The sequence below is a fragment of the Kineococcus aurantiacus genome, assembly GCF_013409345.1.
Taxonomy (GTDB): domain Bacteria; phylum Actinomycetota; class Actinomycetes; order Actinomycetales; family Kineococcaceae; genus Kineococcus; species Kineococcus aurantiacus.
In genome coordinates this window covers 4,751,771-4,766,282 of sequence record NZ_JACCBB010000001.1, presented here as the reverse complement: position 1 = coordinate 4,766,282, position 14,512 = coordinate 4,751,771, and the positions used below count along the sequence as shown (strand labels likewise).

Genomic DNA, 14,512 nt, shown 5'->3' with positions numbered 1-14,512 from the left:
TGCTCCAACTGCTTCATCCCTGTCACAACGTCGCTGCGCTGGAACCGCCCCGCGGTCACGGCGCCCTGCGGGCGGCGTCGCGGTCATCACGCCGTCCGAGCTGCACATGCGCCGGTGCAGACCATGGCCGTGATCGAAGCCCACCCTGGCCCCAGTGTCCCGAAAACCGGGAGTGTCTTCGGGACAGGCCAGCTACAGCTCGATCCGATGATCATGGTGCGACTTCACGGTCACGGACGTCACGGTCATGGCTCCCCTCTATGTCAAGGGCGGGTCTTGCGGGGTCGGCGAGCACGGGTCGAGGATGGTCGTGCGGGTCCGGGAAGTGACTTCTCCGAAGCGTCGACACCGGGGTTGCAGTCGACCGCGCTGGAGCCAGTAGCCGCCCCCACCTGTCCTCCCGGACCCGTCACCAGGGCCTCCGGTGATGCCTTCTCGTCCAGGGCCTCGACAAGGTCGACAACGAGCTCCGCCTCCTGCGCCAGAGCCGTCGCCGCAGGCTCCGGCGACGGTCCGTCCGGTGGTTCCAGCCCGAAGCGACGAACGTCCTGGTCGGCGACCATCTGGCGATAGACCACATCGGACAGACGCCGCTTCAACGCCCGCAGCGCCTCCATCGACGACTTGCCCGCCGCCTTCTTGCCGTCGAAGTATCGCCGGCCCTCGGTGTCGTGTCGCAGCTGAACGATGGCCATCGTGTGCAGCACCCGGTTCAGCCGCCGGTTGCCGGCCCGCGACAGGCGCTGGTGATCACTGTCGCCGCTGGAGGCATCGATCGGAGCAGTCCCGTTCCAGGACGCGAAGTGCCCCTTGGACGGGAAGCGGGCAATGTCCCCGACATCGCCCAGCAGCCGCGCCGCGGTCGAAGGACCGATGCCCTGCAGGTCCATCAACCGTGACCCCGAGGCGGTGACCAGTTCGGTCAGTTCCTTGTTCGCGGCCTTGATCAGCTTGTCCGTGGCGGCCAGCTCATCGATGAGCGCAACCACGATCCGCCGACGGGTCTTGCCCGCGACGTCACGCGGGCGGACGGGCGCTACCAGTGCTTTCGCCTGCGCTGCAGACAGGAACTTCTTCGCCCCGCCCGGCATCAACTCCAACAGCAGCTTGTGGATCCGGTTCACCGTCTCCGTCCGTCGGACCCCCAACTCGTCCCGCCGGTCAGCCAGTAGCCGCAAGGCGACGTGCTCCCCATCGACGGTCACCGCCCGCAAGGTGGTGGTCCGCAAGGCGACGACGGCGATGGAGTGCGCGTCGGTCGCATCGGTCTTGCGGCCCTGACCGGTGGAGAACACCCGCGCCCGCGCCGACAGCTTCGCCGGGACGTCGACGACGTCCTCACCGTCGGCGATGAGGCGCTGCGCCAAGTGCTTACCGATGCCGTTCGCGCCTTCGACCGCCCACAGGCGCGAGGGAAACGTCCGTCCGGCGGCCAGCATCGCTCGGTAGCCGGCGGTGTCGCTGGCAAAGCGCCCTTCGCCCAGGACGTCCTCGCTGCGGTTCAGGACCTCGATGGTGGCGGAACGTTTGTGCGGGTCCATCCCGATCACCACCGCCGGAGCGGTCCCTGTTGGCTGCGCTGCTGGCTTCGCCTGCTTCATGCTGACCTCCCCGTCGCGCTCGAGGACAGCCAGTCAGTCGTCCTCGGTGGTGCTGACGGTGGTGGGCAGCGCTACTTCGAGCATGACCAGACCCCTCTTGAGCCTCACCCCGCCGGGCGGTGCCCGACGCTTCGCACGCCATGAGAGAGCCACACCGGTGCAGCTGGTGGGCAGCCGATATGAGAGCGTCGCGCCGGGCACCTCGGCACAGCCTGGCCGGGCCGTTGCCGTGGGGGAAGTCAACAAGTAGCCGATGGCCGAGCGTTCGTCTCACCCGGACATGGACTCGAACGACGCGCTCTCCAGCTCCCCTACTCGGCAGACCACCTCACCGGTGCGCAGGCAAGTCCAGACCACGTCGACGTCCGGGTAGAGGGCTTCGTCCAGGTCTTGCTCGTGCGTCTGGTCGGGATCGTGCAGACGTGGGGTGAGGGGGTGGCTGGCCGGGTGCAGCGGGCATGGCGGCCAGGTCGTCATGCCCAACAGCCGGTCGTCGATGACGGCGTCGTGCAGGGCGTTCGCGGCGGCGAGCACTGCCAGCGCGGTCACCGGCTCGCCGGGTGCGCCGACGAAGACGCCGGTACCCGATCCGTCCGAGGTCCAGACCATCACGATCGCCGCGGCCGAGTCGGGGTCGTAGGGGGATGGAGCCCAGTCCTCCTGCACCCGGTAGCTGATCCTGTAGCTGTCCCAGTCGCGCAGGACAGGGCCGAGCACAGCGGCGGTTTCAGGTCTCACGTGACCATCGTGATCGATTGCCGCGAGGACTGCTGCGGTGGTTGAGAGGTCTGCATAGCTACCGCACGGTCATCCCGCTCTCTGGGTGCAGCAGCCTGGATCACTCCAGGACACGGCCCCATCTGCCGTAGCGTGAAGGGTGCCTTCCACCGCCACCGAGCGGATGCTGCTCACCAGCTCCGCCCGCCACGCCTGGCGTGCCTTCACTCCCGCCATGGTGCTCACCATCCCCCTGACGGTGGTGACCCTGCTGACCCGGGACCTCTTCTTCGTACAGATCGCCGCAGCACCCCTGGCGGTAAGCACTCTGCGCTGGCTGTGGTGGCGCCACGTCCTGGCCCACAACAGCGCCCACGACGACGGCACCCACCTGCTGTGGCGCAACCGGCGCCGGCTGCGCGGGCAGATCGCCTGGACGCAGCTGCAGAAAGTGGAGATGGGCCGCTGGGCCAAGCACCCGCAGTGGAGCCTGGGTGGCCGCGCTCCTGCGACGGCGCACACCTACCTCACCTTGTTCCACCAGCCCAGTGCCTCCTGGAAGGGCAGCGACGGAGTCTCCTACGTCACAGACCTGCTGCTGCTCGACGAAGACGAACAGGCTGAGGCGATCCAAGCTGTGCAGCGGGCGTGCGCTGAGCACGGAACGCCTTTCACCTCACTGATGGCACCTAAGACCGCCCCGGCTACGTCGGCTTCTCGCCGGTCCAGCTCGCGGTACCGCGGACGGCGCTGAAGAGAGGCAAGACCTTCCGGTCATCCCGCGGTGCGAGCGGCGCACGGTCATCCCGCGCAGCGCGCGGTCGGGGTCATACCGAAGTGCAGGCGGTCACTCAGTCAGTGGAAGATCACCAAGAGGCTTCTATGACGTCCCACCCACCGCACGCCGTCGACGGTTGTCGACGACGAGAATCGCGACCAACAGGCCAAGCCAGAAGACTGCGTTGGCAGCGGCGAGCCAGTAGAAGAAGTCATCTCCATCCCGGGCACCTCGAACGATGAAGACGAGGCCGCCACCCACGCCCACTACGGCGTAGACGAAGGTCATGATCCAGCGCACTCGGGGTCGAAGTGGACCTCCGGGTCGCTCCCTCATCCACATGAGACAGCCCACGATGCGAGAGGGCTGGAGCAGCTCACCATCACCCTGGCACCGTCTCACGTCGGCCCCGGGCATGGGCGACATCACGGTCATCCCGCGGTGCGCGAGACCGCACGGTCATCCCGCAGAGATGGTGCCGTCGCGGCGTCCGTCGTACGCAACCAGCACGAGCCACCGAACGTCCCAGGGCCGTGAAGAGACCGCCGAAGCGGCGCACTGGCGCGATCGTGATCACGATCATCACCGCCGGCTTGATTGCCGGCTTGAGCAGCTGTGCCCGTGACGACGCCAGCCTCGAGCTCACCGCCGCCCGAGAAGGCGAGATCATCGTCGCCTCCGACGACGGCAACGGGAGCATGACCGCGGTCATCACCGGCCGCTTGGCTCGCGTCGGTCCCTGCATCGGGCTGGAGGACCTGCTGGTGATCTGGCCGGCGGGCACCACCTGGGACACCACCACGTCCACCCTCACCATGCCCGGCGGGCACACCCTCACCCTCGGCGAGCAGACCGAACTCGGCGGGGGCGCGGTGCCGGCCTCATCGCTCAGCGCCAGCTCCGACGAGCTTGCTCAGGCCTTGACGGACTGCAACGCCCAGCCTGAGCAGGACGTCTGGCTCATCTGAGCCCCACCGCCACGCGGCGCACGGTCATGGCGCCGTCCGGGCGGTCGGCCACTCCGTGGCCGGGCAGACGAGCACCTCAGCGCCAGGCTCAGTGCCCTGTCACCGTCAGCGTCAGCACCACCTCTGCCCGCCTGTGATCAGGTCCCCACCGCACCGGTGCGGTAACGGTGAAGATTGCCGGCCCCGCGAAGTCGCTGGTGAAGTCCGCCCACACCCACCACCCGTCGAAGGGCCAGCGCATCCCCCAGTCCTCCGGGTCCCAGCCCAAGGCTTTCGGTCGCGGCTGCCACGGCTCACCTCCTGAGGCGCTGTCGAGCACCAACGCCGCCCCGGCCGAGGTCACGCGCTGCGACACTGTCTGGACTACGGCGTAGCGCCCCACGCCGGTGGGGCTGGCGAAGTCCACGCTGACCGGGAAAGGCCAGTCCTGCAGATCGTCCCGCTCGTCCTGGTCGTGCTGCAGTGGTCGGTCTGGAGCGGCGATGAGCCCCACTCGTGGCAGAGGCAGGTCAGGGCCGGCGCCGCGCATCTGTACTGACGCCATGACCGAGAAGCTGCTCATGCCGGCCAGGCTGCCGCACCGGTGCGGTCCGTGGTGGGACAAATCCCCCGAGGACGAGGTCGCGGTCATGGCGCGAGCCGCGCTGGGCACGGTCACGGCGCCGTCCGCATGCTCGACGACCCAGCGGTCATGCCGAAGAGCGCAAGATCATTAGCGCTTCAGATGGTGGAAGGTGACCACGAGACCTTGGCGCGGTGTCATGGTGAACGGGTGTCAGAACCATCTGATGGACCTCGTCGGCAAGGCTCCCTCGCCTGGTTGCCAGTAGTGCTGCTGGTCTGCTTCGTGACCTTCATCGGTCTTAGCTACCTACTGGACGCCCTGTCTTGGCCCCGCTGGGGGGAAGCATTGGTCCAGGCAGCTGTCGTGGGGACGGTGGCCTATGTGGCGTCCAAGGTCGGGCGAAAGGTTCGACGCTGATCGTTCGGACTGGCGCAGGCTCCGTCGCGGCATGTCACCGTCATGGCACCTTGGAGGCGAGGTCACGGTCCTGGCGCGAGCCGCGCTGCACACGGTCATGGCGCGATCCGCGCCTGTTTCCTCGACTCAGCGCCTACATCAGCCCTTACCAGCTCGGCGTCGCTCCGCAGCATCTACCAGACGCTGCACACGGCGGTTATGCCCAGCCACCGCGAAGCCAGCCAGTGCAGGCAACTCAACCTCGGTGGCGTCGTACAGCCGCACCGACACCCCCACCGTCGTGATCGGCAGTGCCGATCCGAGCTCGGCGACCACCACCTCACTCACCTGAGTCCACGGCACACGTCGCGTCCTTGCGTACCCGACGTACACCAGCCCCTCATCGGTCAGCCGAACGTGGCTTAGCGCAGCCCGCGCCCCGCAGAACAACCCCGTCGCCAAGACCGCAGCGCCGATGATCAGCCCGCCAGGAGTGTGGTCCTCACTCAAGATCATCGCGCCCATGGCTGCAAAGCCCAGCCAGATCACCGCCAGCAGCCACGACCACGGGCCCTTCATCCTCGCCACGGTCACCCATCGTGACAGTGCAAGGTCACGAGCCTCCAACAGCAGCGGCGGCCGAGACCCCAAGGAGCGAGTACCCACCTCGCGGTCATGGCGCCCTGCGGGCGACGCTTAGGCCAAGTCGTCGATGACCGGCTGCAGGAACTGCATCAAGCTCGCCTCGTCATCGAGGAGCGCGGAGCTGACCACCACAGCACCAGCGCTGAGGACCCACCCCCCGCGGCCTTCGACCGGCACCTCACGCAGGTCCAACCGGAAGGGCCGCACCGGACGACCCAGCCGCCGTTCGTAGCCGTTGACGAAGTGCACCAGCCCCAAGGAGCCACGCCGAGCACGGGCCTGCTCAGCCAGCTGCACCTGACGACTCCAGCCGCTGAACGCCTCGAAGTGCTCCTCGACCAAGGCCCGCAACACCGGCAGGTCCTCCAGGCCCGGCCAGTACGGCGGGCCGAAGGGGGCCGCGTCCTCAGAACGTTCAGCTAGCATCCGCGGCCACCATCGCTGCCACTGCCGGACCACCTCGGCCAGGTCCGCCTGCACCGGCTGAGCCGGAACCGGCGGTTGCAGCACCGGCAGGTCCGGCTCGGCGGAGGCGTAGCGGCCCAAGCCGGCGACGTCTCGCACGTACAAGGCCAGCGTCAGCGGGCCATCGAAGCCGCTCCGGACCTGCCAACTCGGCGCACCGGCCATCCGCATGGTGATCACTCTGGCTCAGACGAGAGTCGCGGACAAGGGCTGCATCCTGAGGCGCACTCGGCAACGGGGCACGGCTTGACCCGCACGGTCATGGCGCTGGCCAGAACGTCGTCGACCACACGCACATGCCGAAGAGCGCTAGGAGCGGACGACTCATCACTGTGCGGCTGAACGGATGAACCCGAGCTCCTGCCCCCAGTGCACGACACACGTGCCGTTCTAGCCTCAGCCGATGGGCTCCTTCTCCGAGGTCGTGCTCGGTTTCTCGTTCCGTCCGGACACCCCCGACCACGTCCTGGCCGCGTTCTCAGCCCTGGCGGTCCCGCGGGAGTCCTGGCAGGAGCCGGCCCCGCCGCTGCCAGCTCCGCACGTAATCGACCCTGACGAGGACTGGGAACCCAGTGACGAGCTCTCTGACCCCACTGAGGACCCCACTCCGTGGCTGCATGACTGGGCCGGCTGGTTCAGCCACTCCATGAGCGTCTCGTGCTCGCCCAGCGCACAGCTGGTGTGGACGCAAGCGCACAGGTGGACCCTGACCTGCCGGTGGGCCATCAAGACCTGGCCTGAAGGCATCGTTCCTGCTTTGCGCTGGTTGGGGCCCTACCTGCAGGGGCACCCGTTGCGTCCGATCTTGCTGGGCTACATCGAGTACGGAGAAGAGCCGCGGCCTGTCTTGCTGTGGTTGACCGAGGGCAAGATCGAGGCCGAGAGCTTGTCTCCGTACAGCTGAAGCTCGAAGCTCGGTTGCGGGAACGGAGTCCTGACGTGAGGTCACCTCGTGACAAGAGCGACTTCGCGGTCATGGCGCCGTCCGGGTGCTCGTCGACCGCGCGGTCTTGCCGACGAGCGGACGGCTGGTGCAGGACCGAATGGGTGACCTTCCGCGCTGGACACGGGTCCGCGTAGCCGGACGCGGTAGGCAAGTCCGGTCGCACCATCCAGGCCGCGGCGTGAGCGTCTCAGGGAGGTAGGTCACAGGTGCCGTCGGCGCGTCGGACGAGGGCCGCGCTCATCGCAGTGGCGCTCGTGCTGCCCGGCTGCGCCGGCACGACCTCCTCCCACCAAGGAGTCACCCTCGTCGAGGCGTCAGCCGCCTCCGGCCCGTCTGCGAGCCAGCCGACCGGCCAGGCAGCACCCGACCCGACGCCGATGAACGACACGGATGACGATCAAGGAGGCTCACAGTTGGCCGCACTACCGACCGAGCGAGGAACCGTGCTGGTGCGCACGGACTTCTCCCAGCCTCAGCGCTGGAACGCCCTGCTGGAAGCCCTGGAGACACCCAGCGAGGAGGGCTTCCTCCCCAGCTTCATCCCGGTCGAGGACCGCCGGTGGCAGGACGCCACGGCCGAGGACATCACCGCTGCCGCGCCGGACTACGCGTTGATCATCGTCGCCGACGCGGCCGCCCTGTCCTCACCGGAGCTAGCCGCTCTGGTGATCTACATCAGCGATGGGGTGGCGCACCAATTGCGCGCCGTGCCCGCGTCCATGTGGTCGATCGAGAACAACCTCTCGCTGGCGAACATGGACTGGGAGTCCTTCGCGGACGCCGCCGGAACCGACGGCGTCTATCGCGGCCTGGGCTGACGCGCACCGACCACCAACTGAGACCGCCCGCTCATGGCGCCCTGCGGGCGCGTCCGGTCATGGCGCCCTGCGGGCGCGTCCGGTCATGGCGCCTTGCGGGCGAGGTCACGGCGCAAGCCGCGCTTCCCGAAGACGTCGCCTCACGCACCCGGTCACCGACCACCTTCTAGAGGTAGTCGAAGTAGCGCTCAAACCAGGTGCGACCTGCCCCCAGGTGAGGCCCCAGCGGCCCGTCGCCGTCGTAGGCCCGCCACAACGGGTCCTCCGGCACCAGGGTCAGGTCCAGCCGCGACAAGACCGCACGGATCCGGACCGCGTCAGCGGCATCGACCAATAGGTCGGTCTCCTCATCACTGTGAGCACCAGGGTTGTCCACCGCGCACACGACCAGGCCGGCGAAGTTGCTGAGCACCACGACCAGCGGCACCCCCGAAGCCGTGGCCACGGCCGGGACGGTGATGCGCCCGTGGTGGCTGGCGTCCTGCACCTGTCCATCCACCTCGCAGCGGCAACCGAAGGCCGCTTCGAGGTCGGCGATCAGCTGCTCGAAGCGGGCCCGGGTCCTGGCGTGGTCGTAGTCGGCCGGGCGCTCCAGGTGCTGGTGGTCGTCGAGGGCGCCTAGCAGCGCCTGCAACGGTGCGCCTTGCAGATGCGGAGGGCCTGGTGCGTGCAGTCGATCCGCCACCCTTACAGCCTGCCAGCAGCACCTGACGAAGCCTGGGAGACGCGAAGACCCACCGGTCATGCGCCTTCCGGGCGCAGGCACGGGCAGCCGGCGACATCCGGACATGCCGATGACCGAGCACACCACTCATCAAGACCACCTCGGACTCCGAGTATCCGCTCGACCGCTGAACGGTGTCCTACCGTGGCCAAGTGGAGGACACGCACGACATCACCTCAGCGCTGCAGCGGCTCGATGCCGCACTCACCACCGGCGCACCCGTGCTGAAGTCCACCCTGCGCCCCCCAGCCACTGAGCAAGACCTGCAGGCGCTACACGAGGCCACCGCCCCCTGGCCGCTGCCCCCCGACCTGGTCGCCTACCTGCGCTGGCACGACGGACAGTCCGATGCATCGTCCATCGCGTGGTGGCCCACCCTCAACGCCGGCGTGCTCACCCCGGCGCAGTACATGACTAGGAACTACCAGGACTTCTGCTCCGACGGCTTCATGGGTCCCTGGCCCCGGGGATGGCTACCGCTGACACAGGGAGGCCACTACTCCATCGCCTTGGAGCTGACCGCCGAGCGACCAGCGATCTTGATCGACGTCGGCGTCGACGGTCGGCGCCTGATCGCTCCTTCGCTGGCCGCGATGTTCCACGCCACCGCCGACCTCGCCGAGAAGCACGCTCTCACCGCCACCTCTGGAGGTCCCGCGGCGACGCCTGACGATCCTGGCCTCTGGGAAGACTCGACCGCCTCCTCCGCAGCGGTCCAAAGCGTCATCTCCCTGCGCTATGCGGGTGCATGGCAAGACTGGCGTGCTGTGGAGGACGAGCACGGCGTCATCCACAGTCAGGACGGCTATCGGCACTACCTGGACGACCCGGCCTTCCACCGCAGCGTCGGCTGGTCCTGACCCCGCAGCGCTTCCGGCGACCATCCGCTCATCAGCTATGACCCGACGAGCCCCGTCATCTCGCGGTCAGCTGCAGCATCCGGCCAAGGCGCGCTGCGCATGCGTCCGGTCATGGCGTGATCTGGGCGTCTCGCCTGCCGGTGACTGGGCCCAGCAAGCCGCTCTCGGCTCAGGTCAGCAGCCCCGCCTCGTGGACCAGCCGCAGCGCCTCCTCAGGCTCACGCCGTAGATGCAGCTCCACATCCCAGCGACGGTCAGCTCCCCGCACCTCCCGGCGCAGCGACCACCCCAAGGCCATGGCTCCGCTGGTATCGACCTGGACACCCACCGCAGTACCGGCGACCGTCACGATCACGAAGTCCGACGCAGCCTGCAGGGGAATCACCGAACCGTCAGCGTCGAACTCCTGCCACCGCCGCCCCATGTCCCTCGGCCACTCTTGCTCATCAGCTTCTCTGACGTAGAGGGCCATGGTGTTGCTGCTCAGTACCGAAGACCTCCTCATGGTGCGCCACGTTGAGGACTCCGGGAGGTAGAAGACCGCGAACGACGAGGTGAAGGACCTGCCCGAGTCCTCACGCTGGAGGTGAGGCTTGCCGTGGCGCCCGGGCACGGCCAACACCTCGCACAAGCCTTCGATCGCCGCCGCCGGCACCCGCGGTGGGCAGAAGCCCGCCACGGCGGCCAACTCCTCCTCGCTCACCACCGCCCACGCGTGGGACAGGTGCCCTGGGCTACGCGACGCTGGCCGCAACGCCCAGGTCAGGGCATCAGTCGGCGTCAACGCCCGCAGGACAGCACTGACGTCATCCGGCACCGCGCCGGGCCCCGGCTGCTCAGACACGCGCCCTCCAGATCAACGACCACCCCTCCATCGCACGCTGCGACTAGCGACCCCTCCGCCAAGGGTCTCGTAACACCACTACGGGTCGGGAACGACTTCACGGTCATGGCGCCGTCCGGGCGATGTAGCGGCGCTGCTGCCTACCTCCCACCGCCACACCGCGGTTTCGCTCTCACGCCGTCCGGCAGGTACCTAGAGCAGCCAGCGACACAGCCTCAGGGCACACCTGGTGCTCCCACCCACCGCCGTAGCGGTCACCGCTCGTGTCGCTCCACACCTCCAACCCCGCGGTCCGCGGCACCGCCCGGTAGTAAGTGCGCACCTCATCGCCCTCATCGGTCATCGACGTCACGACCAGCTCTGCACCCTCGCGCCGGGCCCGCTCACCGAAGAGGCAACCTCCTGCCGCCTGCGGTGCGGCGGCCAACTGCTTAGCACTGACCGGCGGGCAGGTTGGCAGGTCAGCACGGGTGAGGAAGCGCAGCGGAGGCGGGGTCCACATCGACCACCCGATGACCACCAGCAAGGCCAGAACGATCAAGCCCATGCCCACTGCCGGCGCCTTCGTCGTCATCACCTGACCGTAACCAGCAGCGGTGCACAGCCGCAGGCAGATGCGAGCCCGTCAGCCACCTGAGATCACGAGGAGACGCCCTCGTGATCCAACCGGCTGCGGAAAAAGGCCAGCACCACCTGGCGGTCATCCCGCGGTGAGAGAGGCTCGTCAGGGAGCCTCGGCGCCCGCTTCGTCGATGTGCCCCGTGCGTTCCTGACCGGTCGTGAAGAAGTGATCGAGGTAGGCAGTCGGTGCCAGGTGACTGTTGCGCATCAGGCTGAAGACCTCCGCGCCGTCCGCCGGCTCGTCGGAGAGCACGTACGCCTGGGCAGTGCCCAGGTACTCCGTCACCCAGTCCGGCGGCCACGTCGTCTCGGCCGCGTAGGCCTCCGCCTCCGTCTCAGCCCTTTCGATGGCGCGGTCGACGTCGGTCTCCTGCCACAGCGTCAGGCGCTCCTCGAAGACGGCCTCGCCTTCCCCGTCCTCGCGGCGGCTGCGGAAGATGCATCGCACCGCGACCCACCCGGAGCTGTCCATGGTTGGCAGCGTGGCAGAAGCCACGTCGTCACGTGACCTTCCGGTCATCCCGCGGTGCGCGCGGAGCGCACGGTCATCCCGCGGTGCGCGCTGTCGCTGGCGCCCGCGACGTCACAGTCGTGTCGAGTTGCGGACGGTCTCGCAGCGCCATGACGCCGTCGCCCGAGGGCGCATCAGTGCGCGACCGCGCCGGCCTGACGGTCGCCGCCTCACGCCGCGCCGTGGGCGCTGAAGAGGTTGCAGCTCACCAGGAGACGGACCGCCGCCAGCGGCGTCAAACCGGTGAGGACCTCCACGTCGTACCCGCCGTCAACGCCTCCGTCGGCGCCGCCCCGTACCGCCCACGTCATCCGAGTCCTGCTCCACCACAGGTGCTGCACACCCACCAGCTGGCCTTGGACGTCGATGACCGTGAAGTCTCCAGAGGCCGGGTCACGTCGTGTCCGCGGCGTCGCCACCAGCGGTGGCCACGGATGCCCGTGGCCGTAGCGCACCCCCACACACGTCGCCCCCGCCTCCAACGCCTGCTCCACCGGCAGGTCGAGCACCGACTCGTGCGGAACGTAAGCGACCGAGACCGCAGCAGACTCACCCGCGGCCAGCTCGTGCACCGGACGCACTTCGTCGGGGTGAGGGCCGAAGACCTCCAGCTGGCCACGCTCACGCAGCGCCGACAGCGTCGGCACGGTAAGTCCCAGGCGCTGGCTGAGTGGGTCAGGACCCGGCCACCGACCCTGCTGTCCCAACGGCCGGCGGCTGGGTCTGCGGTGGTGGCGCGTGACGCGGACCGGCTCCAGCGAAGCCAGCAGCGCCTCGAGTGCTGCAGCCAAGGGCAACCCGGTGATCATGCCCAGGTCGGCGCCAGGTGCGGTGTCCTCACTCACCCGCCCACTGTGGGAGCAGGAACACCAGAAGTCACGGGCACGACGTCACGGTCATCGCGCGAGCCGGTCGCGGTCTTGGCGTCACGCAGCGCAGAGCAGGCGTGCTCGAGCACCCACGACACCTGGCTCGCCGGCCAGTCAGGGAGCCCCAGGTCCTGCCCACAGCTCGACCCGCAGCTGACCGTAGTCCTCGTGGAAGATCATCGTCCGACGGGTGTGAGCTGCGGTCGTCGAGGACGCGAAGACGACGTCCCACGGGTCGTTGAGGCGCACGCCCACCAGCCACACCCGGTTGAAACTTCCGAGGGCGGCGAGGCGTTCACCGTCGGGGATCTCGTCCCCGCCGATGGAGACGCTGACGGCGGGATCACTGCGGAGGAGGACGTCCTCGAGGCCGAGTCCGGGTGGGAGGTAGTAGCGAGCCATCGGGCGCGTGGTGTTGCCGAGGTAGACGACCGCGTCACCTGGTTGCACGCTCGCCGCCAGGTCCCGGGCCGCCGCGGGCATGTCGTCGATCACGTAGGCCTGCCGCCGGACCTGCACCAGGTGGGGGACCTGGGTCGCCACGAGCAACGTCACCGCCAGCCCCGCGCCGACGGACCGCCACCGCGGGAGGCCGAGTGACTGTGCCCCGCGTCCACGAGCGAGCACAGCGACCCCTGCCCCGCAGAGCACGGCCAGCCCCGGCGCGGCTGCTGTCGAGTACCTGGGCTCGAAGAGCTGCCCGCCCCACGCCGAGCCGGCGTTCGCCAGCACCGGCGCCGCGATCCACGCGATCACGAACACCGGGCCGAACCGGCGACCTCCCCGGTCCGCTCGACGCGACCACGCGGTGAGCCCCACCGCGCACAGCACGGCCACCACCACCAGCGCCGCGCGGCCTCCCGCTGCGGAGTGCCACAGGTCCAGCGTCCTGGACAGCACGGGGAAGTCGTCGCCGATGCGGTCCGGCGCCTGGCTGAAGCCGACAGCGACCAACGCGACGGCCGCTGACGCGGGGAGCACGGCACCGAGCAGGATGCGTCGCCGCGGTGCGCGAGCCGGCCACAGGAGCACGACGGTGATCAGAGCGGCGACAGCGGGCGCCCCGCTGAGGACGTGCAGCGCCGCCGCTGCGGTGGCCGCCCCCGTCCACAGGATCCACCAGCGGGTACGGGGTCCTTCCCGGTCGCGCAGGAGGGCGTACGCGGTGACGGTCACGCTCGCCACGACGAGGGGGTAGGGACGCGCCTCCTGGCTGTGCTCGACGAGCACCGGCAGCACGGCGCAGACGACACCCGCTGCCACCCCGGCCACCGGATCCAGCAGCCGACGCGCACACGCGGCGACGACCACCACCGCCACCACCGTCGCGACCGCCCCGGGCAGCCGCAGCCACGCTTCGCCCTGCGACACCCGCACCCAGGGGTGCATGAGCGCGTACCACGGCCCCAGGCCGGCATCGGTCACCCGCAGCCCGCGCAGCATCACCGACCAGCCCCGCACCGCGGTGGCGAGGGTGTAGATCTCGTCGCGCCACAAGGGTTTTGCTCCGTAGCGCCACGCGGTGATCGCCACGGCCAGCAGGCCCGGCAGCAGCCACCACCACCCGCCCGCGACGCGGTGGAGGAGCTGGTGGGGACGGAGGTGGTGCTCGGCACGGTGCACCTCGGTGCCGGCCCGCCCACCCCCTCGAACGCCGGATCCTGTCCGCGACCGCTCCCCCATCAGGAAGCGACGCCCCAGCCCTCGAGGTCGCCCCCGCGCAGACCACCGAGGCCACGACAGCGCCCTCGCGACCCACCCGCCGACGCTGCACCCCACGGCTTCCTCACTCCCACCCCGATGCCCCCCGCCGAGCCGGTGACGGCCCCTCGCAACCCACCTCGTCGACAGCGACGGACCCGCCGTGCGCTCGCACACAGTGTGGCGGTGACCGGTGTCGAGGGGCCGAGGACGCGCCCTCGTCCGATCGTCGTCCCGCTGACGCAGCTCCCGGTGGCCCGGGCCGTGCCGGTCGAGAATCGGGCCGCGTCCTGGAGACCCGCCTCGGGCGGCCTACGTGAAGACGCCCCAGAACGCAGGAGCCGGCTCGCGCAGCCGGGGTGGCGCAGCACCCCGATGAGGACGTGCACGAGAGCGGCGCTGGGAACGTCAGGGACGACGGCAGGACCCGCCTCGGGCTCAGCGCAGCAGCACGCCGCGGGTGTCCGGACCGGCCACGGCCAG

At 69.3% G+C, this 14,512-nt stretch carries 17 protein-coding genes; 5 read left to right on the top strand and 12 right to left on the bottom strand.

Translation table 11 applies throughout. The annotated features are described in order from the left end of the window. Nucleotides 1-263 precede the first annotated feature (263 nt). Nucleotides 264-1,601 carry an IS110 family RNA-guided transposase gene (locus tag BJ968_RS22675; protein ID WP_179755725.1) on the bottom strand — a complete coding sequence of 446 codons (1,338 nt, stop codon included), beginning with the start codon at nucleotides 1,599-1,601 and terminating at the stop codon, nucleotides 264-266. Between the two features lie 270 nt (nucleotides 1,602-1,871). Continuing rightward, nucleotides 1,872-2,339 carry a hypothetical protein gene (locus BJ968_RS22670; protein WP_179755722.1) on the bottom strand — a complete coding sequence of 156 codons (468 nt, stop codon included), beginning with the start codon at nucleotides 2,337-2,339 and terminating at the stop codon, nucleotides 1,872-1,874. Nucleotides 2,340-2,478: 139 nt separating this feature from the next. Here BJ968_RS22670 and BJ968_RS22665 point away from each other — a divergent pair, with 139 nt between their 5' ends. After that, nucleotides 2,479-3,072 carry a hypothetical protein gene (locus tag BJ968_RS22665; RefSeq protein ID WP_179755719.1) on the top strand — a complete coding sequence of 198 codons (594 nt, stop codon included), beginning with the start codon at nucleotides 2,479-2,481 and terminating at the stop codon, nucleotides 3,070-3,072. 126 nt (nucleotides 3,073-3,198) lie between these two features. On the opposite strand, the gene BJ968_RS22660 is transcribed toward BJ968_RS22665, so the two are convergent. Further along, a complete protein-coding gene (locus BJ968_RS22660; RefSeq protein WP_179755716.1) occupies nucleotides 3,199-3,384 on the bottom strand; it encodes a hypothetical protein in 186 nt (61 codons plus the stop codon). A 281-nt stretch (nucleotides 3,385-3,665) separates the two neighbouring features. Between BJ968_RS22660 and BJ968_RS22655 the strand changes: the two genes are divergently transcribed. After that, entirely contained in the window at nucleotides 3,666-4,064 is a 399-nt protein-coding gene (locus BJ968_RS22655; RefSeq protein WP_179755713.1) for a hypothetical protein, read from the top strand. A gap of 88 nt (nucleotides 4,065-4,152) precedes the next feature. Here BJ968_RS22655 and BJ968_RS22650 read toward each other — a convergent pair whose 3' ends face one another. From BJ968_RS22650 to BJ968_RS22640, 3 genes are all read right to left on the bottom strand, one after another. Continuing rightward, a complete protein-coding gene (locus BJ968_RS22650) occupies nucleotides 4,153-4,626 on the bottom strand; it encodes a hypothetical protein (RefSeq protein WP_179755711.1) in 474 nt (157 codons plus the stop codon). 558 nt (nucleotides 4,627-5,184) lie between these two features. Next, nucleotides 5,185-5,604 carry a PH domain-containing protein gene (locus BJ968_RS22645; protein ID WP_179755708.1) on the bottom strand — a complete coding sequence of 140 codons (420 nt, stop codon included), beginning with the start codon at nucleotides 5,602-5,604 and terminating at the stop codon, nucleotides 5,185-5,187. Between the two features lie 117 nt (nucleotides 5,605-5,721). Beyond that, nucleotides 5,722-6,315 carry a hypothetical protein gene (locus tag BJ968_RS22640; protein WP_179755705.1) on the bottom strand — a complete coding sequence of 198 codons (594 nt, stop codon included), beginning with the start codon at nucleotides 6,313-6,315 and terminating at the stop codon, nucleotides 5,722-5,724. A 223-nt stretch (nucleotides 6,316-6,538) separates the two neighbouring features. Here BJ968_RS22640 and BJ968_RS22635 point away from each other — a divergent pair, with 223 nt between their 5' ends. Both BJ968_RS22635 and BJ968_RS22630 read left to right on the top strand, forming a co-directional pair. Next, nucleotides 6,539-7,039, top strand: coding sequence for a hypothetical protein (locus tag BJ968_RS22635; protein ID WP_179755702.1), 501 nt, complete (start codon nucleotides 6,539-6,541; stop codon nucleotides 7,037-7,039). Nucleotides 7,040-7,326: 287 nt separating this feature from the next. Next, a complete protein-coding gene (locus BJ968_RS22630; RefSeq protein WP_179755700.1) occupies nucleotides 7,327-7,899 on the top strand; it encodes a DUF6924 domain-containing protein in 573 nt (190 codons plus the stop codon). Nucleotides 7,900-8,065: 166 nt separating this feature from the next. Here BJ968_RS22630 and BJ968_RS22625 read toward each other — a convergent pair whose 3' ends face one another. Further along, nucleotides 8,066-8,584, bottom strand: a complete 519-nt coding sequence (locus BJ968_RS22625) for a hypothetical protein (RefSeq protein WP_179755699.1) — start codon at nucleotides 8,582-8,584, stop codon at nucleotides 8,066-8,068. Between the two features lie 191 nt (nucleotides 8,585-8,775). Here BJ968_RS22625 and BJ968_RS22620 point away from each other — a divergent pair, with 191 nt between their 5' ends. Next, nucleotides 8,776-9,483, top strand: coding sequence for an SMI1/KNR4 family protein (locus BJ968_RS22620; protein WP_179755697.1), 708 nt, complete (start codon nucleotides 8,776-8,778; stop codon nucleotides 9,481-9,483). Between the two features lie 169 nt (nucleotides 9,484-9,652). On the opposite strand, the gene BJ968_RS22615 is transcribed toward BJ968_RS22620, so the two are convergent. From BJ968_RS22615 to BJ968_RS22595, 5 genes are all read right to left on the bottom strand, one after another. After that, a complete protein-coding gene (locus tag BJ968_RS22615) occupies nucleotides 9,653-10,186 on the bottom strand; it encodes a hypothetical protein (protein ID WP_179755695.1) in 534 nt (177 codons plus the stop codon). 313 nt (nucleotides 10,187-10,499) lie between these two features. Beyond that, nucleotides 10,500-10,901: a hypothetical protein gene (locus BJ968_RS22610; RefSeq protein ID WP_179755693.1), complete on the bottom strand. Its 402-nt coding sequence runs from the start codon at nucleotides 10,899-10,901 to the stop codon at nucleotides 10,500-10,502. A 150-nt stretch (nucleotides 10,902-11,051) separates the two neighbouring features. Then, nucleotides 11,052-11,420, bottom strand: a complete 369-nt coding sequence (locus BJ968_RS22605) for a hypothetical protein (RefSeq protein WP_179757212.1) — start codon at nucleotides 11,418-11,420, stop codon at nucleotides 11,052-11,054. A 209-nt stretch (nucleotides 11,421-11,629) separates the two neighbouring features. Beyond that, nucleotides 11,630-12,304 carry a hypothetical protein gene (locus BJ968_RS22600; RefSeq protein WP_179755691.1) on the bottom strand — a complete coding sequence of 225 codons (675 nt, stop codon included), beginning with the start codon at nucleotides 12,302-12,304 and terminating at the stop codon, nucleotides 11,630-11,632. Between the two features lie 138 nt (nucleotides 12,305-12,442). Continuing rightward, nucleotides 12,443-13,951 (bottom strand): glycosyltransferase family 39 protein, encoded by a 1,509-nt coding sequence (locus BJ968_RS22595; protein ID WP_179755689.1) that lies wholly within the window; start codon nucleotides 13,949-13,951, stop codon nucleotides 12,443-12,445. Nucleotides 13,952-14,512: the final 561 nt, after the last annotated feature.

Coding starts and splice junctions, on each gene's coding strand:
- BJ968_RS22610 (WP_179755693.1), bottom strand. CDS start 10,901: ATGACGACGAAGGCGCCGGCAGTGGGCATGGGCTTGATCGTTCTGGCC.
- BJ968_RS22660 (WP_179755716.1), bottom strand. CDS start 3,384: ATGACCTTCGTCTACGCCGTAGTGGGCGTGGGTGGCGGCCTCGTCTTC.
- BJ968_RS22635 (WP_179755702.1), top strand. CDS start 6,539: ATGGGCTCCTTCTCCGAGGTCGTGCTCGGTTTCTCGTTCCGTCCGGAC.
- BJ968_RS22645 (WP_179755708.1), bottom strand. CDS start 5,604: ATGAAGGGCCCGTGGTCGTGGCTGCTGGCGGTGATCTGGCTGGGCTTT.
- BJ968_RS22650 (WP_179755711.1), bottom strand. CDS start 4,626: ATGAGCAGCTTCTCGGTCATGGCGTCAGTACAGATGCGCGGCGCCGGC.
- BJ968_RS22675 (WP_179755725.1), bottom strand. CDS start 1,601: ATGAAGCAGGCGAAGCCAGCAGCGCAGCCAACAGGGACCGCTCCGGCG.
- BJ968_RS22605 (WP_179757212.1), bottom strand. CDS start 11,420: ATGGACAGCTCCGGGTGGGTCGCGGTGCGATGCATCTTCCGCAGCCGC.